Source organism: Hydrogenophaga sp. (assembly GCF_035481345.1).
GTDB lineage: Bacteria > Pseudomonadota > Gammaproteobacteria > Burkholderiales > Burkholderiaceae_C > Hydrogenophaga.
This window is the reverse complement of record NZ_DATIGV010000216.1, coordinates 1-22,967: the sequence shown is the minus strand read 5'-3', so window position 1 is coordinate 22,967 and position 22,967 is coordinate 1. Positions and strand designations below refer to the sequence as shown.

Below are 22,967 nucleotides of genomic sequence, written 5' to 3'. Positions count from 1 at the left end.
CGGGCCTCACTTCACGGCGGTGCCGAGTACCTGCAAGTAGGCGATGAGCGCGTCCATCTCGGTCTTGCCCTTGACGGACTCGGCGGCGCCGGCGACCTCCTCGTCGCTGTAGGGCGCGCCCAGGGTGCGCAGCGCCTTCAGGCGCACCGGCATGCCGGCGGCGTCCACGGGCTTCTTCTCCAGCCAGGCGTAAGCCGGCATGTTGGACTCCGGCACCAGATCGCGCGGATTGGTCAGGTGCAGGCGGTGCCACTCGTCGCTGTAGCGCCCGCCCACGCGCGCCAGGTCGGGGCCGGTGCGCTTGCTGCCCCACTGGAAGGGCCGGTCGTAGACGAATTCGCCCGCCACCGAGTAGTGGCCGTAGCGCAGCGTCTCGGCCTGGAAGGGCCGGATCATCTGCGAGTGGCAGTTGTAGCAACCCTCCTTCACGTACACGTCGCGCCCGGCAAGCTGCAGCGCGGTGTAGGGCTTGAGGCCCTCCACGGGTTGCGTGGTGGATTTCTGGAAGAACAGCGGCACGATCTCGACCAGGCCGCCGACCGCGATCACCAGCACGATGAGCACGATCATCAGGAAGTTGTTGGTCTCGATGCGCTCGTGCGTGAAGCCGGCGGGTTTGTGTTGTGAAGACATGTTGGTTCCCTCAGGCATGGGCGGCTTGGGCGGTGGGCACGCTCACCGGGTCGACGCGGCCGTTGCGTGCCGTCATCACGGTGTTCCACAGCATCACGCACATGCCGCCCAGGTAGAGCACGCCCCCGGCCAGGCGGATCACGTAGAAGGGGAAGGTGGCCTTGACCGATTCGACGAAGGTGTAGGTCAGGCTGCCGTCGGGGTTGACGGCGCGCCACATCAGGCCCTGCATCACACCGGCGATCCACATGGCGGCGATGTACAGCACGATGCCGATGGTGGAGATCCAGAAGTGCAGCTCGATGGCGGGCACCGAGTACATCTTCTTCTGGCCATACAGGCGCGGGATCAGGTAGTACATGGAGCCCATGGTCACCAGCCCCACCCAGCCGAGCGCGCCCGAGTGCACGTGGCCCACGGTCCAGTCGGTGTAGTGCGACAGCGCGTTCACCGTCTTGATCGACATCATCGGCCCCTCGAAGGTCGACATGCCGTAGAACGAAAGCGAGACGATGAGGAAGCGCAGGATCGGGTCGTCGCGCAGTTTGTGCCAGGCGCCCGAGAGGGTCATGATCCCGTTGATCATGCCGCCCCAGCTGGGCGCCAGCAGGATGAGCGAGAACACCATGCCCACGGACTGCGCCCAGTCGGGCAGCGCGGTGTAGTGCAGGTGGTGCGGGCCGGCCCACATGTAGGTGAAGATCAGCGCCCAGAAGTGCACGATCGACAGGCGATACGAGTACACCGGGCGCTCGGCCTGCTTGGGAATGAAGTAGTACATCATCCCGAGGAAACCGGCCGTGAGGAAGAAGCCCACGGCGTTGTGGCCGTACCACCACTGCACCATCGCGTCCTGCACACCCGCATAGGCCGAGTAGCTCTTGGACAGGCTCACCGGCAGCGCCGCGCTGTTGACGATGTGCAGCAGGGCCACGGCCAGGATGAAGGCGCCGAAGAACCAGTTGGCCACGTAGATGTGGCGCACCTTGCGCAGGCCGATGGTGCCGAAGAACACCACCGCGTAGGCGACCCAGACCAGCGCGATGAGGATGTCGATCGGCCACTCGAGCTCAGCGTATTCCTTGCCCTGCGTCATGCCCAGGGGCAGCGTGATGGCCGCGAGCACGATGACCGCCTGCCAGCCCCAGAAGGTGAAGGCCGCGAGGCCGTCGGAGAACAGGCGCACGTGGCTGGTGCGTTGCACCACGTAGTAGCTGGCCGCGAACAGGCCGCAGCCGCCGAACGCGAAGATGACCGCGTTGGTGTGCAGCGGCCGCAGGCGGCCGTAGCTCAACCATTCGATGCCCAGGTTGAGCGCGGGCCAGGTGAGCTGCGCGGCGATGATCACGCCGACCAGCATGCCCACCACGCCCCAGAACACGGTGGCCAGGGCGAATTGCCGCACCACCTTGTCGTTGTAGACCGCGGCGCCAGCGGATGCCTTGTCGTGGAAGGCCATTCGGATACTCCTCTCGATGTTGCAGAGGGAGTGTCCGGGCCGAGGAGCCGAACCGGCTTGACTTAGGTCAAGACGGCCTCATTCGTCCTTCAGGATGCGCTCGCCTTCGCGCTCGACGCTGTCGAACTGGCCCGATTGCAGCGCCCACCAGAACAAGCCGATGATCCCGAAGACGATCAACACCGAGAGGGGAATGAGGAGATAGAGCACGTCCATGGCTCAGCCTTTCGGTGCCGGCTCGGGCCGGCCCAGGCGCCAGGCGTTGGCGATGACGAGCAGTGAGCTTGCCGCCATGCCCAGACCGGCCAGCCAGGGCGGCATCCAGCCGATCAGGGCGAGGGGCACGCACACGGCGTTGTAGAGCGCCGCCCACAACAGGTTCTGGCGCACCACACGGCGGGTGCGCCGCGCCTGCAGCAGCGTGTCCACCACGTCCATCACGCGTCCGCCTTGCACCACCGCATCACTGCGGGCCTGCGCCAGCGGCGCCGCGCGGCCCAGCGTGAACGAGGCGTCGGCCCAGGCCAGCACCGGCCCGTCGTTCAGGCCGTCGCCCACCATGGCCACGCGCCAGCCCTGCCGCTGCAAGGCCTTCACCTCGGCCAGCTTGCGCTCGGGCGAGGCCTCGGCCAGCACGTGGTCCACGCCCACGGCCTGGCCGATGCGGTGGGCTTGCGCGGCCCGGTCGCCCGACAGCAGCCAGGTCTGCAGGCCCATGGCACGCAGGCGTTGCACGGCCATGCGGGCGTCCTCGCGCAGGCCTTCGCTGAGGGTGATGGTGGCCAGCCAGCCGTGCTCGTCCACCAGGTAGGTGCGCGGGCCTTCGGCGTCGTGCTCGGGCATGGCGCCGGTGAACAGGGGCGAGCCCAGCTTGAGCAGGCGCCCGTTGGACAGCCGCGCCGAGATGCCCTGCCCCGGCTCTTCGTGCCAGTCGAGCAGCGGTTCGTCCGACGGCACGGCCGAGGCGGCGACGGCGCGCGCCACCGGGTGCAGCGAGCCGCGCGCCAGCGCGGCCGCGCGCGCCAGCACCTGGGTGCGGTCGGCGCCCTGGCGCAGCAGCACCTCGCGCAGCATCAGGTGCTCGCGCGTGAGCGTGCCGGTCTTGTCGAACACCACGGCGTTCACGCCGGCCATGGACTCCAGCGCCTGCAGGCGGCGCACCAGCACGCCGCGGCGCGCCAGGGCACCGGCCGAGGCCAGCATGGCGGCGGGCGTGGCCAGCGACAGCGCGCAGGGACAGGTGACGATGAGCACCGCCACCGCGATCGAGAGTGCACGCGAAGGATCGACCTGCCACCAGGCAAACGCCGCCGCGGCGGCGGCCAGCACCACCAGCACCAGGAAGGGCGCGGCGATCCGGTCGGCGAGCACCGCCAGATGCGGCTTGTCGGTGGCGGCGCGTTCCATCAGCCGCACGATCTGGGCGTAGCGCGTGTCGGCGCCCACGCGGTGCAGACGCAAGCGCACCGGCCCCGCCAGGTTGAGGCTGCCGGCCACCAGGTGATCGCCGCAGCGCCGCGTCTGCGGGCGCGCCTCTCCGGTGAGCAGGGCCTCGTCGACCGAGGCGCGCGCGTCGAGCAGCACGCCGTCGCCGGGAAAGGCCTCGCCCGCGCGAACGCAGACGACGTCCCCCGCGGTGAGACGGCGCACGGAGACGGTCTCGCGGGTACCGTCGGCGCGTTCGCGCTCGCAGGTGGCGGGCAGGCGATTGATCAGCGCGTCCAACGCACCGGCGGTGCGCTGGCGCAGCCGCGCCTCGAGGTAGCGCCCACCGAGCAGGAAGAAGACGAACATCGTGAGCGAGTCGAACCAGACCTGGTCGCCCCAGGGACCGCCGGGATCAAAGGTGGCGGCCGAACTCGCCAGGAAGGTGACCAGAATGCCCAGCGCGACCGGCGTGTCCATGCCGATTCGCCGCACCTTCAGATCGGTCCAGGCCTGGCGAAAGAAGGGGCCGCTGGCGAAGAACACGACCGGCAGGCTGATGACCCAGCTGGCCCAGCGCAGCAACTGGTCGATGTCGGACGGGATGTCGCCGGGCTCGGCCACATAGGCCGGCCACGCGTACATCATCACCTGCATCATGCAGAAGCCGGCCACGAACAGGCGCCACAGGGCCTGGCGGGTTTCGCGCAGGCGCTCGTCGATGGACAGGGCCTGTTGCAGCGGCAACAGGCGGTAGCCCCGCTCGCCCACGCGCGCGGCCAGCTCGGACAGGCGCGTCTGGGCTGGGTTCCAGCGCAGACGCAGGCGGCGCGTGCCGGCGTTGACACGCGCGAGCGCCACGCCGGGCGCGCCGTCCAGCGCGGCCTCGATGGTGTCGGCGCAGGCCGCGCAATACATACCCTGCACCACCAGCACGGACTCGCGGTGTGCATCGGACTCGTCCACGGCCTGGGTGAACGCGGCCTGCTCGACGGGGTCGTCGAGCACGGCGAAGTCGTCGGTGACGGTGAGGGGACCCCGGTGCTCGCCGGCCCAGGTGGCGGAACTCATGGGGCGAAGCGTACTCGCAAAGGCTGCGCCGCCCCCTTGACGCAGGTCAATCCGGGGAGCACCGTGCCGCCGTAGTGTGTCAACTTGTTCCCATCAACCCATGAGGAGAAGAAGCATGTACAAGCGCATCCTTGTCGCCACCGACGGCTCCAAGCTGTCGCAGAACGCGGTGAACCACGCCCTGTCACTGGCCGATCTGACCGGTGCGGAGGTGGTGGCTTTGAAAGTGGTTCCGCGCTACCCGCAAACTTACTTCGAGGGCGGCGTGACGCTGGCGGTAACGGAGGTGGCCCGCATCGAGAAGCAGTGGCAGGCCGAGGCCATGGAGGTCGTGAACGCGGTGAAGGCGGCGGGGCAGCTCAAGGAGGTCAAGGTCAAGGCGGTGACGGCCAAGAGCGACCTCATCTCCGAGGCCATCATCTCCACGGCCAAGAAGCAGAAGTGCGACCTGATCGTGATGGCCTCGCACGGGCGAAAGGGCATCAAGCGGCTGCTGCTGGGAAGCGAGACGCAGCAGGTGCTGACGCACTCGCACACGCCTGTTCTGGTGCTTCGCTGAGTGCTTGGCCTTTCGCGGCGTTTCGCTCCACGGCTTCGCGGGCTCGCGGCCACTGGGTGTCCGGCGCAGCGACATTAAGGAGGAGGAGAGGAGCGGAGCGCGCCAGCGATCCGCTCCGGGGGACAGTCGCGGAGCCGGACACCCGAGCGCCGCCGACCGGACCTGCCGGAGAAGAACTAGGCGAACAGACCCTTGTACTGCTCCCGCAACAGGTTCTTCTGCACCTTCCCCATCGTATTGCGCGGTAACTCAGGCACCACAAAGCAGCGCTTGGGAATCTTGAAGTTCGCCAGCCGGGCTTTGAGAGCACCGATCAGCACATCGGGATCGGGCGGGCCCTCGGGGCGCGGGATCACGATCGCCACCCCCACCTCGCCGAAGTCGGGGTGTGGCACGCCCACCACCGCGCTCTCCGCCACGCCCGGCATCTCGTTGAGCGCGCCCTCGATCTCCGCCGGGTAGACGTTGTAGCCGCCCGAGATGATGAGGTCCTTGCTGCGGCCCACGATGATCACGTAGCCGCGCTCGTCGATGCGGCCCACGTCACCGGTCTTGAAGTAGCCGTCGGTGGTGAACTCCTCGGCCGTCTTCTCGGGCATGCGCCAATAGCCCGCGAAGATGTTCGGGCCGCGCACCTGGATGCCGCCGATTTCCCCCGCCTCCACCGGTCGGCCCGCCTCGTCCACCACGCGCAGGCTCACGCCCGGCAGCGGGAAGCCCACCGTGCCGCCCCGGCGTTCGGACTGGCCGGCGAAACGCGCGTCGGCCGCGTAGGGATTGGACGTGAGCATCACCGTCTCGCTCATGCCGTAGCGCTCCAGGATGGTGTGGCCCGTGCGCTCCTGCCATTCGGTGAAGGTCTCGATCAGCAGCGGCGCCGAACCCGAGACGAACAGCCGCATGCGCGCCACCGCCTCGCGCGTGAGCGAAGGGTCGGCCAGCATGCGCGTGTACAGCGTGGGCACGCCCATGAACACCGTGGCGCGCGGGAACAGCTCGATCACCGCCTTCGGCTCGAACTTGTTGAGCCACAGCATGGCGCTGCCGTTGATGAGCGCGCCGTGAATGGCCACGAACAGGCCGTGCACGTGGAAGATGGGCAGCGCGTGGATCAGGACGTCGTCCTTCTTCCATCCCCAGTACGACTGCAGCACCCGCGCGTTGCTGAGCGTGTTGCCGTGCGTGAGCATGGCGCCCTTGCTGCGCCCGGTGGTGCCGCTGGTGTAGATGATGACGGCCAGGTCGTCCGCCTGGCTGCGCGCCACGGTGTGCGTGTCGGCGTGGTGCGCGGCGCGCTCCAGCAGCGTGCCGCTGCGGTCCTCGCCCAGCGTGAACACGTGGCGTGTGCCGGCCTTGAAGGCGATCTTGCTGACCCAGCCGAAGTTGGCCGGGCTGCACACCACCACCGCGGGCTCGGCGTTGCCCACGAAGTACTCGATCTCGCCCGACTGGTAGGCCGTGTTCAGCGGCAGGTACACGTGGCCGCTGCGCAGCACGGCCAGGTACAGGATGAGGTTCTCGACGGACTTCTCCACCTGCACGGCGATGCGCGAGTGCGGCGGCAGTTTCAGGCTGTCGAGCAGGTTCGCCAGCATGGCGCTGGCGCGGTCCAGGTCACGCCAGCTGTAGCGCAGGCCGTGGCTGGCGCCGCCCACCACCTCCACGGCGGTGGCGTCCAGGTCGGCGGGGAAGGCGGCGCGCAGCGCGGCGAAGAGGTTGGGGTTCTCGGGGTGGTTCATGGAAAGGACTCAGAAAGCGGGTGTGCGCTTGTCCAGGAAGGCGGCGATGCCTTCGCGGTGCTCGGCGTGGCCGGCGTACTCGTAGGCGCGGTTCACCAGCGCGTCGGCGGGGGTGCCGGCGGCCAGTGCGCGCAGGGTCTGCTTGTTCAGGCGCGCGGCCTCGGGGGAGAGTTCGGCCATGCGCCGCGCGCGCGTGAGCGCCTCGTCGGCCAAGGCCGCCTCGGGCACCACGGCGTGCAGGAAGCCGCGCGACAGCATCGTGGGCGCGTCCAGCACCGCCGCTTGCAGCAGCATCTCGCGCGCGCTGGCCAGGCCGGCCTCGCGGGCCACCAGCTCGGCCTCGCGCGGCGCCATGGGAAACCCCAGGCGGGCGATGGGCGCGCCGAAGCGCGCGCTGGCGCTGGCCACGCGGATGTCGCAGCAGCTCGCGATCTCCACGCCCGCGCCCATGCAATGGCCGTCGATCTGCGCGATGACGGGCTTGTCGCAGGCCAGCAGGGCCGACAGGCCGCCCCAGACCTCGCGTTCATGGAAGTCGCGCAGGCTGGCCTCGTCGAAGCGGAAGCCCGGGTACTCGGCGATGTCGCCGCCCGCGCAGAAGTGGGCGCCCTCGCCCGCCACGACCAAGACGCGCACCTCGGCGCGCGCGGCCAGCGCCGCCACGGCCTCGGCGAGTTCGCGCCACATCGCGCGCGACATGGCATTGAACTTCGCCGGGCGGCGGATCGTCAGGCGCGCGATGGCGCCGTCGATGGCGAGTTGCAGTCCTTCCGCGGGCAATCGATCACTCCAGCTTGGCGCCCGAGGCCTTGACCACCTGCGCCCACTTGCTCACCTCGGCGCTGACGAACTTGCCGAAGGCCGGGCCGGTGAGGTCGGGGAACTCGGCGCCCTGCGCGGCCCACACGCCCTTGGCCTCGTCGGTGGTGCAGGCCTTGCGGATCTCCTCGATGGCGCGGGCCTGCGCGTCGGCCGGCGTTCCCTTGGGCGCCCACACGCCGTACCAGGTGGTCACGTTGTACTGGGGCAGGCCCACCTCGGCCGCGCAGGGCACGTCCGGGAAGGCGGGGTTGCGCTTGGCGCCCGAGACCATCATGGGCTTGATGCGCCCGCCCTTGATGTGGCCGGCCGAGGAGCCCAGGCCATCGAACATCATGTCCACGTTGCCCGCGATCAGGTCGGCCAGCGCCGGGCCGGCGCCGCGGTAGGGAATGTGGGTGATGAAGGTGCTGGTCTGCTGCTTGAACAGCTCGCCGGCCAGGTGGTGCGAGGTGCCGCTGCCGGCCGAGGCGTAGTTGAGCTTGCCCGGGCTGGCCTTGACCTGCGCCAGGAAGGCCTTGAAATCGGGCGCGGTGATGTTCTTCGGGTTCACCACCACCACCTGCGGCACGCTGGCCACCAGGATCAGCGGCACCAGGTCGGTCTCGATGTTGTAGTCGAGCTTGGGGTACATGCTGGGGGCGATGGAGTGGTGCACCGCGCCCATGAAGAGGGTGTAGCCATCGGGGTTGGCCTTGGCCGCGATGCTGGCGCCGAGCGTGCCGCCCGCGCCGCCCCGGTTGTCGATGACCAGCGCCTTGCCAGCCAGGCGAGTGAACGAAGCCCCCATGGGGCGCGCGAAGGCGTCGGTGCCGCCACCGGCCGGGAAGGGCACGATCAAGGTCACCGGGCGCGAAGGCCAGGCCGATTGCGCGCGAACGCCGGTGGCGCCGATCGGGCCGAGCACGGCACTGGCGGCGGCGGCACGCAGCAGCGTGCGCCGTTGGATGGGCTGGTTCATGTTGTCTCCTTGGTGGTTATGAAGTCGACGGGCCTGGCGCCCAGGTCACCGTCAACGGTACAGGGCCTCGACGGCCCCGCCTATCGGGATTTTTCCCGCTGCCAGCATGGACCGGTGCTTGTCCAGGCGCCGCAGATCGTAGAGGTAGTTCACCATGAGGCCAAAGGACTGCTTGTTGCCCTTGGTGGATGGATCGCCGCCCCAATGGATGCGCTCGACGCGCGCCCCGTTGCCCAGGTGGAAACGCGCCACCGGGTCCAGGGGTTTGCCGTCGAGCAGTTCGGTGCCCAGGTAGCGCGCGGCCCAGGAAAGCAAGGCCTGGCGCTCCGGGGATTTTTCGTCCAGTTCGCTCCAGCGCTCCCAGGCCGCGAGCAGCTCGGCGGGTGCCTGTTTGGCCAACCAGGCGCGCAGCCCGGGAATGGGCGAGAGCGTGGCGAAGGTGCGCAGGCGCGGGAATTCTTCCTTCAGCGTGTCCACCACGTGCTTGATCAGCGAGTCGCCGAAGCTCACGCCGCGCAGGCCCACCTGCGTGCTGCTGATGGAATAGAAGATGGCCGTGGTGGCGCGCGAGAGGTCGGCCGGCGCAGCCGCTTCGTCCAGCAGGGGCGTGATGCTGCCCGCGATGTCGTTCATCAGCGCCACTTCCACGAAGATCAGCGGCTCGCCCGGCAGGCGCGGATGGAAGAAGCCGTAGCAGCGGCGGTCGCTGTCCAGGCGGTTCTTCATGTCGTTCCAGCCGCGCACGTCGTGCACCGCCTCGTAGCGAATGAGCTTTTCGATCAGCGAGGCCGGCGAGTCCCAGCTGATGCGGCGCAGCTCCAGGAAGCCGACGTCGAACCAGGTGGAGAACATGTACTCCATTTCCACGTCCAGCGCCTGCAGGCGCGGGTCGCTGCGCAGCGCGGGCTGCAGCTCGGCGCGCAGCGCGACGAGGAACGGAATGCCTTGCGGGTGGGCGCTGAAGCGTTGCAGGATGCGCCGGCGCGGCGAGACGGTGGCGCGGCGGTAGCGCACCTCGGCGGCGGCCTCGTCGGGCGTGCCCACCGCGGCCTGGTACTCGGTCTGGGCTTTCTTCACCTTCTGCGGGTCGGCCGTGAAGTGCTCGCTCATGAGCAGCCACAGGTCGCGCCGTTGGGGCGCGTCGGCTTTGGCGTACCAGTCGATCAGGGCCTGGGCGCGCCGCCCACCCTCGACCTCGCTCACCATCGGGTCGACCACGCCCTTGAGCTGGTCGAGCAGTTGCCGCAGCGCGCGCGGCGCCAAGGCCTCCCCGTCGTGGCGCAGGCGCGCGCGCAGGCGCTCGTTGGTGGAGCGTGGCGCAGGGGCCTTGCCCCTGGCGGGCGAACGCAGCTGCGACACGCGCTCGGCGATCCATTGCCCCGTGTTCATTCGGAAACCTCCGCGCAGCGCGCTGCGGTGCGAGCGCCTTCGGGCGGCCGGGCGGCGCTCATGCCGACAACCTCGATTTCTGCTGCCGCGCCAGGTCGCGCAGCGCCACGCGCTGGCGCGTGAGGTGGGTGCGCATGGCCGCTTCGGCGCCCTCGGCGTCGCGCGCCTTGAGCGCGGCGAACACCGCCATGTGCTCCGACAGGCTTTGCTCCAGCCGGCCCGGTGCGTGCAACTGCTGCAGCCGCGCGAGCTTGAGGATCTTGCGCAAGTCGCCAATGACCTGGGCCAGCCAGCGGTTGTCGGCCAGGGCGATGATGGCCTCGTGGATGGCGAAATTGATGGCGTAGTAGTCGTTGATGCGTTTGGCCCGCGCCGCGCGGTTGAGCTTGTCGTGCAACTGCTCCAGCGCCACCAGTTCGGCGTCGCTGGCGTTGCTGGCGGCCTCGAACGCGCAGCGGCCTTCCAGCAGCGCGATGACAGGAAAGATCTCGTCGAGGTCGCGCTCGGTGATCTCGGCCACGAAGCAGCCGCGGCGCGGCTCGTGGCGCAACAGGCCCTCGGCCGTGAGCACCTTGAGCGCCTCGCGCAGCGGCGTGCGCGAGATGCCCAGCGTCGAGCACAGCGCCGGCTCGTCCAGGTAGCTGCCGGGCGCGAGTTCACCCGAGAAAATGCGCTCGCGAAGCTGCGAGGCCACCTCGTCGTGCAGGGAGTTGAGCATCACGCGCATGAGTAATCACCTGTAATTACGGGTAATTCTATGCCACGGGGGTGCCGCTGGCCACTGGGGAATACCCGATCAACCCGCCCCGGCAAACGGATGACAGGAGGGACGACAGCCGCCCATCGAACCTTCCGCTTCGGTCATCCGGCCCGGAACCGGCCAGACAAGGGGCTCACCAAAGCGCGATTTATCACCATTCTCTTACCGGTATCCAAGGGGTCCACCATGAACTTCCTGGGGCAGTTTCAGGCCTGCATGGCCGCGCTGGGGCCGCTGGTCGTCGAGATCGAGAACGTCACCGAAGGGCCTGAGGGCAACGAGTGGCGGCTCGACCTGGAGGACGGATCGGTGATCGAGATCGAATACGACCAGGCCCGCCAGCGCTTCGCCCTGTCGGCCGACCTGGGCGCCCTGCCCCACGAGCACCGCGCCCACACCTGCGAGATGCTGCTCACCTTCAACCTGCTGTGGCAGGACGACCTGCCGGTGCGCATGGCGATCGGCTCGCCCGGTGAACACGCGGTGCAGGTGGCCGAACTGCCCGCCACCGCCTTCGACCCCACGAACTTCCACCACCACGTGTCCGGCTTCCTGGCGCTGGCGACGCGGTGGCGACGGCACGTGGCCAACGGGTGCCAGGCGATGGACGACCCGACGCCTCGCTTCGAACCGGGCGCGTTCCGCGTCTGACTCTCAACCGCCTTCGGGCACTTCACGAGGAACCCACCATGCTCAAGAAAAGCGGCAGCAAGACATCGATCATCAGCAACACCAACGTACCTCCCCTCGATCTGTTGAAGAAGCAGGGCACGCGCGAGAAGGTCCAGTCCGAGCGGCAGCCCGTGACTTCCACGCCAGAGAATCGGAAGAAGGCAGAAAAGGCGATCGAGTTCTCCATCGAAAGCCCCAAGCCGCACACCGACAGGAAGGCCATCCGCACGTCGTCCAAGCCACGGACCAAGTTGCTTCGCCAGAAGAGCGAAGCCAGCATCGACACGATCGAGAAGCCCAAGAACAACAAGAAGGAAAAGCCGTCCGGACAGCCTGTGAGCGAAAAACATGAAAGCAAGGGCCTGCTGAAGTCGCTGTTCAGCAAAAAAACGAAGCCCGTGAAAGAGGCGAAGGCCCACCACACGGCCGGCGCCGAGGCGGGCCCGCCCCCCGCCAGCTCACGCGATGCCTGCTGCCGCGACATGGTCCGGATCTTTTCGGAGGACCAGTACATCCTTCTGCGCGGGCGCTTGGAGTTGTATTTCAAGACGAAGGCGCACGTGGGCGAGGTCAGCAGCTTCCTCAAGAAGATGTCCAAATACTCGGGAGACCGCCTGCCCACGCCGGAGCAGGCTCAGAAGATCTTTGACACCTACCTCGCCAACGACGGTGTGGCCCTTCCGGTGAACATCACGGCGACCACCCGAGACAGGCTGCGCAACGCCCTGCAAGACGGCGACATGGGCGCGTTCTACGCGACGGTGATGGGAGGCCCCAACGAACCCGCCGACGAGTATGCAGACGCCGTTCTTCCGCAACTCGCGGACCAGAACTGGCAGCACTACGCCAACTTTGTCGAGTGGCAAGCCGGATCGACGTGAGAAGCTGCAGACGCGAAAGAGCGCGTCACAGCTTCATGATGACGGCAGCGTCGCCGACAGGAACCTGCGTGACGAGCGGGGCACGCATGCGTGCCTTTCTGCTGTCACACCTACCCTCCTGTCGCCATGCGCTCCGGCACCCGATCGCTCAACAACGCACCACCGCCGACGCGACGCGCCTCCACCGGCCAGTTGCCGCGGGTCTCGACAAACCAGACCGCCTCTCGGCCTGCACCGCTCCCTGCGTCTTCTGATACGCCGCCCGCCCAGGTCCCGGTGAAGCCCACCGGGACCAAGGCCCCCCTGAGCCGGTACCTTCGCCTCTGCATCGATGCCGAGACCCACACACCCTGCGTGGAGTTCACCGGTGCGGCAGCGCGGTTGAGCGACAAGCTCAAATCCTCCCTGCTCGGCCGCCTGAATCACCTCGACGACCCGCTGCACGGCTGGCCGGCCGCCACCGCGCTGATCGATCTGTTCAGCCAGTTCGGCGTGCAGCCTGCGCTGGGCCTGGCCCTCATCCAGGACGAGGCGCTGTGGGGCCAACTGTGCGCGGCGAAGTCGAACGCCGGCCGCGGTGCCGCCATGGTCGCCGCGCTGCTGCGCCTGGGCGAAACGGGTGTGGCGTTTCAGTGGCTCAGCGCCTGCCCTCTCGCCGCCGACCGCCGACGGGTCGTGCGCCGGCTGCTGAAAGACGAGAGTCAGCCGCTCCAGAAGCTCAAAGCCAGCGACGTGCGCGAGCTCGTGGAAGCGGTCTTCGACGACATGCTCAAGGACGGCCGCGACGCCGACGAAGCCCTGAGACCCGCCATCGACGCCTTGCGCCGGCGTTGGCGCAGCGAGCGGCAGGAGGCCCCGTCGCTCGGCGCGATCGAGGCCGACCTGGCCTCACAGGGCGTCTTGATCTGGCGGGATGCGGATGGCCAAACGCGCCTGATGCTGGAAACGGGCACCCAGGCCGGCCCCCAACTGGCGGATCTGCTGCTCGCCCACATCGCACAGGCCCTGGGACACGACGACACGCGTACAGGGGCGCGCGACGTCCTGTTCGAGGCCCTGCGCGAATTCGGCCTCGACTGCGGGGATGGCAGGTCCGTCTGCCTGGCCACCCAGTCGCAGATCGAGCGGTTCCTGAACCAATACCGCTCGCTCGCGCCGATTCAAGCCGTCGCCCTCGCGGTCTTGATTCGACGGGCCTGCACGCTGTTGTTCGCCACGGGCGATGCCGCCGCCATCGAATCGTTGATCCGGGCCAGCCTGTGGCTCAGGGATCCCTTGATCCGCACCGAACCTCTCTACCAGGCCGCCGCCCTGCAGGCCATGGTGGACCATGGCTGGGCCGGCTTGTGGCTCAAGACGCAGGCCTATCACCCCAGGACGGTGTCCACCACGCACTTTCCGGTGCTGCTGGACCGCCTCGGCCAGGTTGCGTCGCCTGGTGCGGCTCTGCACTTCGTCATGGACGCCCTGGAGTTTCTGGCGAACCTGAAAACCTCCAGCGCCGTGTCGAACGATGGGCCGCCTGTCGCCACCTGGGGGAAGTGGCGCGACGACCTGCTGGACGGCCTCGTCCACGCCGTCGAGGGCCTGATCAAACGATCGGCGCACTGGCCTTCGGCGGCCGGCGAAACCCTGGCCCAGTGGGCCTGGGTCACGGGCGCCGTCATGGAGCTGGTGCGGACCGGAGATGACGGCCATCAACCGGGTGCCGTGGACCTTCTCACCTTCGGTCCCTGCCTTGCGCATTTCCACGTCCTGGGAGAACCCTTCGCCCTCACGCTGAAGCTGCTGGGTTGCCAGATCTCCCTTGCGCAGACTTTCCATCTGAGCCTGGAACGCATGCGGGATCTGTTCAAGCGTTGCCCGATCGAGATCCAGTCCGTGGTCCTGCACTGGCCCGTGGGCCGCCTGTGGGCGGGTGTCCTGTGGCGCGCCATCGAGGCCCGTGAGGTGTTGCACAAGGGCCAACTGAGTCCGGCGGTGCAGCTCCTGGTGCTGCAGGATCTGCTGGACGACCGCAAACTGCTCCCGGATGGCCTGGCCGATGTGCTGAGCGGCCTGCTGGCCCAGGCCGGGTTCGACCGGCTGGTTGCCGTGCTGCAGACGAGGCCGGAGATGACCCCTCAGGCGCGGCAGACGCTGTCGGCCTTGTGCGGCCAGGCGCCGGACGCGGCAAACTGGCGCCCAGGCCTTCCTGCCCTGCTGCGCTGGCTTCAGGCAACGGCCTCTCAGGCATCAGCCGACGACACCCGGGCGCTGTTCGACATCCTGGCCGAGGGCATCCGCCGGCTGCGGGCCACGCGCAATGCCAGCGACAAGGACCTGCTCGACATCGGCGCCCAATTGCAGCTGAACACCACGCCGGCCATGGCGGCGTTTCAGTTGGATGTGCTCATTGACAGGATCGCGAACCCGCAGATCGCCGCACAGGTGTTGCGGGGTTGGGTCCTGCACTGCATCCACCGCCTTCGCCAGACAAGCACGCCGCTCTCACCCGCCGAGCACCGATTGTTGAAGACCGTGCTCGCACGCTATAGCAAGCTGCTGCTCGAGCTGGACAACGGCACGCAGCGAAGGAGTCTGCAGGATGAGTGGACGTATTGGAACCAGGTGCGCAAAGGCATGAAGTAGGGCGCGCGACCCGCGGGGCCACCTCAGCCAAGGATCGCCCTCCAGGGCATGCGACCGCCACCGTCGCGACCTGAGTCGCGGGAACCCACGTCGACCTCGGGCACCAGCACCTCGCCGGCGAACAGCATCGACCACAGGTTCATGTCGGCGATGAAGTCGTCGATCACGGCCTCGAATGTCGGGGCGGTAAGGGACGCGAAGGGAACGATCAGGCTCAGCGTGACCAAGCCTGTGTCGGGGTCCACGTGCAGCGTGCGCCGCTCGGCGTCGCTGTCGCTCAGGTCAATCGACGCGGGATAGGTCCCCCCGCCCTCTGCGTTCTTCTCGTCGCCCCCCTCTTCGTTCTGGTCCTCGTCGACCTCCTGCGGCGCTCCCCCACCGGGCAGGCGGGGCGCCAAGGCGTGTCCCGGATGGCCGTACAGGTGCACGGCGTGCGCGCGGGCGTCCCACTCGATCGCGACCAGCGAGGCGGTGTCCGCATCCAGCAGAACACCAGGGGCGTCATCCATGACCTGTGCCGTTCGGCCCCTGGCCACGCCAAAGCCATTCACCCATTGGATCAACAAATCCAGTGCCATGCAGAGCCCCCTTGCATCGGAACGAAGGCATGAGTTCACCGTCGAGGCACGCGGGTTCCGCCAACTCGCACGGAACCCGTGCGAACACCCGGCGACGAAGCCCCTTCGCCACCTCGGAAACCCCATGAGAAAAGCCGGAAAGGCCAACAGCGCCTCCCACCTGCACGCTGACAAGACCACCACCCCCAAGACTGGGGACGCCAACGAGCGCAAGCCACCCCAATCGCCCATGCCCGATCCGCCGATCTGCAAACGGCCACCCCAAAAGCCAGCCCCCGCGACGCAGGGCGCCGGGTGGGTCGGCGATGTGGAAGGCCGGCTGCGGATCGTCGCCCAGCGAGTGTCGGATCTCCCGCTGGTGGATGCGGTGCAGCCCGTGTTCGCTCGACGCCTGTATGACAGCGGCGCGGCCAATGACAAGACACAGACACGGCGACATTGCCGCGCCGCCAACACCCTGCTGCAGTTGGCCAGGCGCCTGCATCTGCCGCCAGAGACGGTGCAGAAAATGGCGCAGGACGATGACCTGTGGGCGGTGCTGAGCCGTGCCAAGCCCAGCTCGTTGGTACCACCCGCCCCATCCGACAACCCGCTCGCAACCCCGCTGCTGGCGCCGGCCAACCGGGTGTTCGCCGGTGAGCTGGTCACGGCCATGATCCTGCATGGCGCGCCGCAAGCCGCGGGTGAATACCTTCAGACCCTCACGCCCGGCGCGAGAAAAATGGTCGTGCGACAACTGCGCGAACACGCGGACCGGCCGCTCTCCAGCTTGAAGAGCGAACACAGGACACCCTTCGATAGCGTGCTCGTCGAGCTGGACAATGAGTTCGACATCATCTTGAACGCACTGGGTGAACGACACTGCTTCATCAGGCTGGATACGGCAGGTCCCCTGGTTGCCAGCCTGGACTATCGGGACGACGCCCACCCCGAGAACTTCCCGGCCGCGCACCTGGCCCAGTTCGTCGCCGACGTGGCCACCAACAACGGCAGCCAGTTGATGCTGCTGGACGTGCTGCGCCAGGCCATTCCCCACCTGCGCTCGTGCGCCGATAGAAATGCCCTCGAAAGCATTGCATCCACCCTCATCAAGTTGATCGCCGATGCGATCGACAGCTCCGAGGCGCTGCCCATGCTGGCGCTGCTGGGGGTGTTGCAGCAGATACAGCAAATGGACGGTTGCGCCCGAATCTGCGAGCAGGAGATGAGGGCGGCGCTGAAAGCGGTCGATCCCGATCGTGTGCTGGGGTGCCTGCAAGCGCTGGTCAACACCTCGCCGGACGTACTGATCGCCTCCAACGAGCAGTGGAAAGAGGCACTGCTTGTCCTTGTCACCCCCCTCCTCGCCGTCCGCCATGAGCGAACGCTGATCGTCGGCCTGCACGAATTCGGTCTGGCACTGAAGGCCCCCAGGATTCAGAGCGCCATCCAACCCGTCCTGGCCAGCATGGACATGGGCCTGCTGCTGCAAGACTACCCCACGCCCTTGGACAACGAGCACTGGCGCCGCTTGGAGGCCTTGGTGGACACCGCCTGCCGGGCCGTCGACACGCCCGAAGCGGCCCTTGACCTCGTCCGGCAGATCGTGCATTTCCTGACACCGAGCGAGCGCCAGCCCCACAATCACACGCAGGCGAACGCCCGCACAACGGTGCTGCAAAGCCTCTCGCGCATGTGTGCCGCCGCGGTGGCCGCCGCTCCGCGCCCCCTTTCGCAGAAGGGGCACCGGTTGGCCAAGTGGATCTGGTTGGTGGAAGCCACGCTCGCGCTGAGCCTCCCGGTCAACACCGATCCGGTGACGGGACACCTGATGGTCATGGGCCACCAACTGTCGCGCTACGCGCCCTGCTGGCGCGGTTTCGCCGAGCAAGGCCACCTGTTCAAGCAAACCGTGTCGTTGTTGTGCCACCCAAGACCCGACCGGATGGCGGGCCCGCCGGGTGAGCCCACCCAGCAGCTCCTCGTCGAGCTGTTCCTGCACAGCCCCCCGGACATCCAGGCCGCCATCCTTCAGTTGCCCGATGAGGTCTGGAAGCGGGTGGCGAACAACGCCCAAGCGCTCGACTGGAGCGCTTGGCGGGAGGGCTCGGGCAAGGACCACGCCCAACTGGCCCTTGCCCTGACCGACGCGGGTTTGATAACGCCGGACGCCCAGGTGCGACTACTGGCCGGATCGCTTGAAGATCCGGAGCTTGCCGGGGTCATTGGGCAATGGCATCAGCATCCCGCGTCGCCGGACGTTCCTCTGCAGGTGTTGAAGACGCAGCGCACGTCGGCGCTGGAGGCCCGCCTTTCGCCGCACCACAGCGAGAACCTCGTGCTGATCCTGTTGTGGCTTCTGAAGACCTTACCCAAGGACGACGCCAGCGCCAGGCGCGAGGCCGCCGCGACGGTGCTGTCCTGGATCGATCGGCTGCAGGGGGTTGCCCGGTTCGATGACGCGCAGTTGCAGCGCATCGGCGCGGCCCTGCCGCTGGGGCCCGAACATCAGGACGTCATCACTCAGATCCAGCACCTGCGCAAGGTACTGCGCCACCACCCCGCGTCACTCGTGCAAGTGCTGATCGGCTACACCCAGCGCTTGCTCAGCAACTCCGACAAGGTACCGCCTACCTCGCAGAAAGCCCATGCGAAGCTGCTCAAGGCCATCTTGCAAGTCTGCGATGACCTTCGAAAGTCCCTGTCAGACAGGGAATGACGCCAAGGGGGAGCGGTCAGCCCGCCGCCCCGCGCCGCCCGCTCCACCACCACAGCGCGATGCCCGCCACGATCATCGGCACACACAGCCACTGCCCCATGCTCATGCCCAGGGCCAGCAGGCCCAGGTGTGCGTCGGGTTCGCGGAAGAATTCGGCGATGAAGCGGAACACGCCGTAGCCCAGCAGAAACACGCCCGACACCTGGCCGGTCTTGCGCGGCTGGCGCGCATAGAGCCACAGCAGCACGAAGAGCAGCACGCCTTCCAACAGGAACTGATAGACCTGCGAGGGGTGGCGCGGCAGATCACCCGCGCCGCGGAACACCATGCCCCAGGGCAGCGAAGGGTCGGCCACGCGGCCCCACAGCTCGCCATTGATGAAGTTGCCCACGCGCCCAGCCGCCAGACCGGTGGGCACGCAGGGCGCAATGAAGTCCATCACCTGGAAGAAGGGCCGGCCGCGGCTGCGCGCGTACCACACCATGGCCAGCATCACGCCGAGCAGCCCGCCGTGAAAGCTCATGCCGCCCTGCCACACGTAGAACACCTCCAGCGGGTGCTGCAGGTAGTAGGCCGGCTGGTAGAACAGGCAGTAGCCGATGCGCCCGCCCGCCACCACGCCCAGCACCCCGAGGAACAGGATGTCCTCGACGTCGCGCTTTTCCCAGGGGCGCGGCTGGGTGATGCTGGCATAGGGCTCGTGCCGCAGGCGCAGGCGGCCCAGCCAGAAAAAGAGCGCGAAGGCCACGAGGTAGGTCAGGCCGTACCAGTGGATGGCGAGCGGCCCGATCTGCAGGGCCACGGGATCGATCTGGGGGTGTTGCAGCATGGCGGCTATTGTGAACGCCCGGCGTCGATGAAACGCTGCAACGCCGGGCTGAGCGCGGCGTCGCGCCAGACCAGGCTGGTCTCGCAGCGCGGCACGGCCTCGCCCCGGGGCAGGCCCACGGGCCGGTAGACCACGCCCGGCCGCTGGAATTGCCGCACGCTCTGCGGCACCCAGGCCAGGCCCAGACCGGCCGAGACCAGGTTCACGATGGTCTGCATCTGGATCGCCTCCTGCGCCACGCGCGGCTCATGCCCGGCGGCGCGGTACAGGCGCACGAGCTCGTCGAACACCTCGGGCAGGATGCGGCGCGGGAACATCACCAGCGGCTCGTTCGCCACGGCGGCCAGCGACAGGCGCGCGCGCCCCGCCAGCGGGTGCGCCTCGGGCAGGGCCAGCACCATGGGCTCGGTCACCAGCGCCAGGTGCTGCAGGCCCGGCGCGCTGTCGCCCGGCGCGTGCAGCACGAAGCCCGCGTCCACGTCGCCGCGCGCGATCAGCTCGCGCTGCACGTCGCCCGTGGCCTCGATCAGCTCCAGTTCCACGCGCGGCCAGCGCTCGCGAAACGCCCGCACCCAGGGCGGCAGCAGGCTGAAACCCACGGTGGAGACGAAGGCGATGCGCAAGTGGCCGCTCTCGCCCTGCGCGGCCGAGCGCGCCAGCGCGGGCAAGGCTTCGGCGCGGCGCAGCAGCTCGCGCACCTCGGGCAGCAGGGCCTCGCCGGCGGCGCTCAAGGCCACCTGACGGCGGCTGCGCTCGAACAGGCGCACGCCCAGCGCGGCCTCCAGCGAGGCGATGGCTTGGGTCAATGCGGGTTGCGTGAGGTGCAGCCGCGCGGCGGCGCGGCCGAAGTGCAGTTCCTCGGCCAGCACGGCGAACTGGCGCCACTGCCGCCATTCGCCACGCTGCGGATTCGGGCCTTTGTTCATAAGCCCAGCATATCAATGAATCGAGCCGATCCGATTGGATGCCCTGGCGGCGCTGCCGCATACTGCGGGGCTTTCCCCCTCCCCCACGACACCCGAGAGAGACGACATGGCCGACAAGACCCCCGCGCAGGCGCTGCGCAGCGACAACATCACCCAGGGCAAATCGCGCGCGCCCAACCGCTCCATGTACTACGGCATGGGCTACAAGGAAACCGACTTCGGCAAGCCCATGGTGGGTGTGGCCAACGGCCACAGCACCATCACCCCCTGCAACAGCGGCCTGCAGAAGCTGGCCGACGCGGCCGTCCGGGGCATCGAGGAAGCCGGCGGCAACCCGCAGATCTTCGGCACGCCCACCATCAGCGACGGCATGGCCATGGGCACCGAGGGCATGAAGTACTCGCTGGTGAGCCGCGAGGTGATCTCCGACTGCATCGAGACCTGCGTGCAGGGCCAGTGGATGGACGGCGTGGTCGTCGTCGGTGGCTGCGACAAGAACATGCCCGGGGGCCTCATCGGCATGCTGCGCGCCAACGTGCCCGCCATCTACGTCTACGGCGGCACCATCCTGCCCGGCAAGTGGAAGGGCCAGGATCTGAACATCGTGAGCGTGTTCGAGGCCGTGGGCCAGAACGCCGCCGGCAAGATCAGCGACCAGGAACTCAAGGACATCGAGCAGCACGCCATCCCCGGCACCGGCTCCTGCGGCGGCATGTACACCGCCAACACCATGAGCTCCGCCTTCGAGGCCCTGGGCATCTCCCTGCCCTACTCCTCCACCATGGCCAACCCGCACGACGAGAAACAGAACTCGGCCAAGGAATCGGCCAAGGTGCTGGTCGAGGCCATCCGCAAGGACATCAAGCCGCGCGACATCGTCACGAAGAAGGCGATCGAGAACGCCGTGGCGGTCATCATGGCCACGGGCGGCTCCACCAACGCGGTGCTGCACTTCCTGGCCATCGCGCACGCGGCCGAGGTCGATTGGAGCATCGACGACTTCGAGCGCATCCGCCAGCGCACGCCGGTGCTGTGCGACCTGAAACCCAGCGGCAAGTACCTCGCGGTCGACCTGCACCAGGCGGGCGGCATCCCGCAGGTGATGAAGATCCTGCTCAAGGCCGGCCTGCTGCACGGCGACTGCCTCACCATCACCGGCCAGACCATCGCCGAGGTGCTCAAGGACGTGCCCGACGAGCCGCGCAAGGACCAGGACGTGATCCGCCCGATCAGCGACCCGATGTACGCGCAGGGCCACCTGGCCATCCTCAAGGGCAACCTCTCGCCCGAGGGCGCGGTGGCCAAGATCACCGGCCTGAAGAACCCGGTGATCACCGGCCCGGCGCGCGTGTTCGACGACGAGCAGTCGGCGCTGCAGGCCATCCTGGACGGCAAGATCAAGGCCGGCGACGTGATGGTGCTGCGCTACCTGGGCCCCAAGGGAGGCCCGGGCATGCCCGAGATGCTGGCGCCCACGGGCGCGCTGATCGGTGCCGGCCTGGGCGAGAGCGTGGGTCTGATCACCGACGGCCGCTTCAGCGGTGGCACCTGGGGCATGGTGGTCGGCCACGTGGCGCCGGAGGCGGCGGCGGGCGGCAACATCGCGCTGGTGCACGAGGGCGACTCGATCACCATCGACGCCCACCAGCTGGTGCTGGAACTCAATGTGGGCGAGGCCGAACTGGCCAAGCGCCGCGCCGCCTGGAAGGCCCCGGCCCCGCGCTACACGCGCGGCGTGCAGGCCAAGTTCGCGTTCAACGCGGCCAGTGCGAGCAAGGGCGCGGTGCTGGACAACTTCTGAGTCCGCTTCGGGCTGAGAGCAAGCGCCGCCTCAGCGGCGCTTGCTCGTCTTGAGCCCCAGCTTCTCGCGCTGCTTGTCCAGGCGATCGCGCTTCTTCTGGTCCATCTTCTCCATGGCCTTGCGCTTGGTGTAGCCCGAAAAATCGGCCCAGGCCCACCAGGCCGCGGCCAGGCCGAACGGGGCCAGCACGATCCACCAGGACCAGCCGGCGACGGGGCCGTACTCGAGGTACTTCATCAGCAACAGCACGATACCCAGGCCCAGCAGATACATCACAGCCTCCGGTAAACCACCGGTAAATTCCGGCAAAGAAAGTCCGATAACAGGGCCACGGCAAAACCTCTGGATAGAATTTGCCCCGTTCGCCCCCTGACATTCCAAAAGGACACCCCATGAAACGTGCGCTTCTGATTATGGCCGCCATGACCACCCTGGCGGCGCCCGCCATGGCCGACGAGGCACTGGCCAAGGCCAAGAACTGCATGGCCTGCCACGCGGTGGACAAGAAGCTGGTCGGTCCCTCCTATAAGGACGTGGCCAAGAAGTACGGCAGCGACGCCAAGGCCGCGGACATGCTGGCCAGCAAGATCATGAAAGGCGGCTCCGGCGTCTGGGGCGCGATCCCCATGCCGGCCAACCCGCAGGTGAGCGAGGCGGAAGCCAAGAAGCTCGCGGCCTGGGTGCTGAGCCAGAAGTAAGGCCCCGTATCCCCCCAAAAAGAAGCCGGCATCAGCCGGCTTCTTTTTTTTGCTCAGAGCGCGTTCACCGGGATCTTCAGGTACGACACCCCGTTCGCCTCGGGCGGCGGCAGTTCGCCCGCGCGGATGTTGACTTGCACCGAGGGCAGGATCAGCACCGGCATGTCCAGCGTCGCGTCGCGCTTGGTGCGCATGTCGACGAACTGCCCCTCGCTCACGCCGTCGTGCACGTGGATGTTCTTCTCGCGCTGCTCGGCCACCGTGGTTTCGAAGCGCACCTCGCGGCCATTGGGCGGGTAGTCGTGGCACATGAAGAGGCGCGTGTCGCCCGGCAGCGAGAGGATCTTCTTCACCGAGGCGTAGAGCGTCTTGGCGTCGCCACCCGGGAAATCGCAGCGCGCGGTGCCCACGTCGGGCATGAACAGGGTGTCGCCCACG

Annotated in this window: 20 protein-coding genes and 1 pseudogene; 7 read left to right on the top strand and 14 right to left on the bottom strand. The window is 68.0% G+C overall.

Annotated features, from left to right (window positions below):
- Positions 1-6: 6 nt before the first annotated feature.
- From ccoO to VLG41_RS22290, 4 genes are all read right to left on the bottom strand, one after another.
- Positions 7-633 (bottom strand): cytochrome-c oxidase, cbb3-type subunit II, encoded by a 627-nt coding sequence (gene ccoO / locus VLG41_RS22305; protein WP_325351573.1) that lies wholly within the window; start codon positions 631-633, stop codon positions 7-9.
- A 10-nt stretch (positions 634-643) separates the two neighbouring features.
- Positions 644-2,092 (bottom strand): cytochrome-c oxidase, cbb3-type subunit I, encoded by a 1,449-nt coding sequence (gene ccoN, locus VLG41_RS22300; RefSeq protein ID WP_325351572.1) that lies wholly within the window; start codon positions 2,090-2,092, stop codon positions 644-646.
- A gap of 78 nt (positions 2,093-2,170) precedes the next feature.
- Positions 2,171-2,308, bottom strand: a complete 138-nt coding sequence (gene ccoS / locus VLG41_RS22295; RefSeq protein WP_325351571.1) for a cbb3-type cytochrome oxidase assembly protein CcoS — start codon at positions 2,306-2,308, stop codon at positions 2,171-2,173.
- Positions 2,309-2,311: 3 nt separating this feature from the next.
- Positions 2,312-4,588 (bottom strand): cation-translocating P-type ATPase, encoded by a 2,277-nt coding sequence (locus VLG41_RS22290; protein WP_325351570.1) that lies wholly within the window; start codon positions 4,586-4,588, stop codon positions 2,312-2,314.
- A 115-nt stretch (positions 4,589-4,703) separates the two neighbouring features.
- Here VLG41_RS22290 and VLG41_RS22285 point away from each other — a divergent pair, with 115 nt between their 5' ends.
- On the top strand, positions 4,704-5,147 hold the full coding sequence (locus VLG41_RS22285; RefSeq protein ID WP_325351569.1) for a universal stress protein: 444 nt from the start codon (positions 4,704-4,706) through the stop codon (positions 5,145-5,147).
- A gap of 176 nt (positions 5,148-5,323) precedes the next feature.
- Here the strand turns inward: VLG41_RS22285 and VLG41_RS22280 are convergent, their stop codons facing one another.
- From VLG41_RS22280 to VLG41_RS22260, 5 genes are read right to left on the bottom strand one after another with little or no spacing between them, the layout of a single operon-like run.
- A complete protein-coding gene (locus VLG41_RS22280; protein ID WP_325351568.1) occupies positions 5,324-6,886 on the bottom strand; it encodes a malonyl-CoA synthase in 1,563 nt (520 codons plus the stop codon).
- Between the two features lie 9 nt (positions 6,887-6,895).
- Positions 6,896-7,666 (bottom strand): enoyl-CoA hydratase/isomerase family protein, encoded by a 771-nt coding sequence (locus tag VLG41_RS22275; protein WP_325351567.1) that lies wholly within the window; start codon positions 7,664-7,666, stop codon positions 6,896-6,898.
- A gap of 4 nt (positions 7,667-7,670) precedes the next feature.
- Positions 7,671-8,666: a Bug family tripartite tricarboxylate transporter substrate binding protein gene (locus VLG41_RS22270; protein WP_325351566.1), complete on the bottom strand. Its 996-nt coding sequence runs from the start codon at positions 8,664-8,666 to the stop codon at positions 7,671-7,673.
- Between the two features lie 51 nt (positions 8,667-8,717).
- Positions 8,718-10,055: a malonyl-CoA decarboxylase gene (locus VLG41_RS22265; RefSeq protein ID WP_325351565.1), complete on the bottom strand. Its 1,338-nt coding sequence runs from the start codon at positions 10,053-10,055 to the stop codon at positions 8,718-8,720.
- A gap of 58 nt (positions 10,056-10,113) precedes the next feature.
- A complete protein-coding gene (locus tag VLG41_RS22260) occupies positions 10,114-10,782 on the bottom strand; it encodes a GntR family transcriptional regulator (protein ID WP_325351564.1) in 669 nt (222 codons plus the stop codon).
- A gap of 219 nt (positions 10,783-11,001) precedes the next feature.
- Here VLG41_RS22260 and VLG41_RS22255 point away from each other — a divergent pair, with 219 nt between their 5' ends.
- The 3 genes from VLG41_RS22255 (at position 11,002) to VLG41_RS22245 (ending at position 14,999) form a co-directional block, all read left to right on the top strand.
- Positions 11,002-11,466: a type III secretion system chaperone gene (locus VLG41_RS22255; protein WP_325351563.1), complete on the top strand. Its 465-nt coding sequence runs from the start codon at positions 11,002-11,004 to the stop codon at positions 11,464-11,466.
- Between the two features lie 38 nt (positions 11,467-11,504).
- Positions 11,505-12,368 carry a hypothetical protein gene (locus tag VLG41_RS22250; protein WP_325351562.1) on the top strand — a complete coding sequence of 288 codons (864 nt, stop codon included), beginning with the start codon at positions 11,505-11,507 and terminating at the stop codon, positions 12,366-12,368.
- 354 nt (positions 12,369-12,722) lie between these two features.
- Entirely contained in the window at positions 12,723-14,999 is a 2,277-nt protein-coding gene (locus tag VLG41_RS22245; RefSeq protein ID WP_325351561.1) for a hypothetical protein, read from the top strand.
- A gap of 23 nt (positions 15,000-15,022) precedes the next feature.
- Here the strand turns inward: VLG41_RS22245 and VLG41_RS22240 are convergent, their stop codons facing one another.
- Entirely contained in the window at positions 15,023-15,577 is a 555-nt protein-coding gene (locus VLG41_RS22240; RefSeq protein ID WP_325351560.1) for a type III secretion system chaperone, read from the bottom strand.
- A gap of 124 nt (positions 15,578-15,701) precedes the next feature.
- On the opposite strand from VLG41_RS22240, the gene VLG41_RS22235 reads away from it, so the two are divergent.
- Complete coding sequence (locus VLG41_RS22235) at positions 15,702-18,275, top strand: hypothetical protein (RefSeq protein WP_325351559.1); 2,574 nt, start codon at positions 15,702-15,704, stop codon at positions 18,273-18,275.
- 16 nt (positions 18,276-18,291) lie between these two features.
- Here VLG41_RS22235 and lgt read toward each other — a convergent pair whose 3' ends face one another.
- Together lgt and VLG41_RS22225 are read right to left on the bottom strand one after the other, a co-directional pair.
- Positions 18,292-19,104 carry a prolipoprotein diacylglyceryl transferase gene (lgt, locus tag VLG41_RS22230; RefSeq protein WP_325351558.1) on the bottom strand — a complete coding sequence of 271 codons (813 nt, stop codon included), beginning with the start codon at positions 19,102-19,104 and terminating at the stop codon, positions 18,292-18,294.
- 5 nt (positions 19,105-19,109) lie between these two features.
- The gene (locus VLG41_RS22225; RefSeq protein WP_325351557.1) at positions 19,110-20,030 is read right to left on the bottom strand and encodes a LysR family transcriptional regulator; all 921 of its coding nucleotides are present in this window, start codon (positions 20,028-20,030) and stop codon (positions 19,110-19,112) included.
- Between the two features lie 106 nt (positions 20,031-20,136).
- On the opposite strand from VLG41_RS22225, the gene ilvD reads away from it, so the two are divergent.
- On the top strand, positions 20,137-21,831 hold the full coding sequence (gene ilvD / locus VLG41_RS22220) for a dihydroxy-acid dehydratase (protein WP_325351556.1): 1,695 nt from the start codon (positions 20,137-20,139) through the stop codon (positions 21,829-21,831).
- Between the two features lie 30 nt (positions 21,832-21,861).
- Here the strand turns inward: ilvD and VLG41_RS22215 are convergent, their stop codons facing one another.
- Positions 21,862-22,104 carry a TIGR04438 family Trp-rich protein gene (locus VLG41_RS22215; RefSeq protein ID WP_325351555.1) on the bottom strand — a complete coding sequence of 81 codons (243 nt, stop codon included), beginning with the start codon at positions 22,102-22,104 and terminating at the stop codon, positions 21,862-21,864.
- A gap of 119 nt (positions 22,105-22,223) precedes the next feature.
- Here VLG41_RS22215 and VLG41_RS22210 point away from each other — a divergent pair, with 119 nt between their 5' ends.
- A complete protein-coding gene (locus VLG41_RS22210; protein ID WP_325351554.1) occupies positions 22,224-22,529 on the top strand; it encodes a c-type cytochrome in 306 nt (101 codons plus the stop codon).
- Between the two features lie 53 nt (positions 22,530-22,582).
- Here VLG41_RS22210 and VLG41_RS22205 read toward each other — a convergent pair.
- Positions 22,583-22,967, bottom strand: a pseudogene (locus VLG41_RS22205) (MBL fold metallo-hydrolase); the annotation flags it as partial.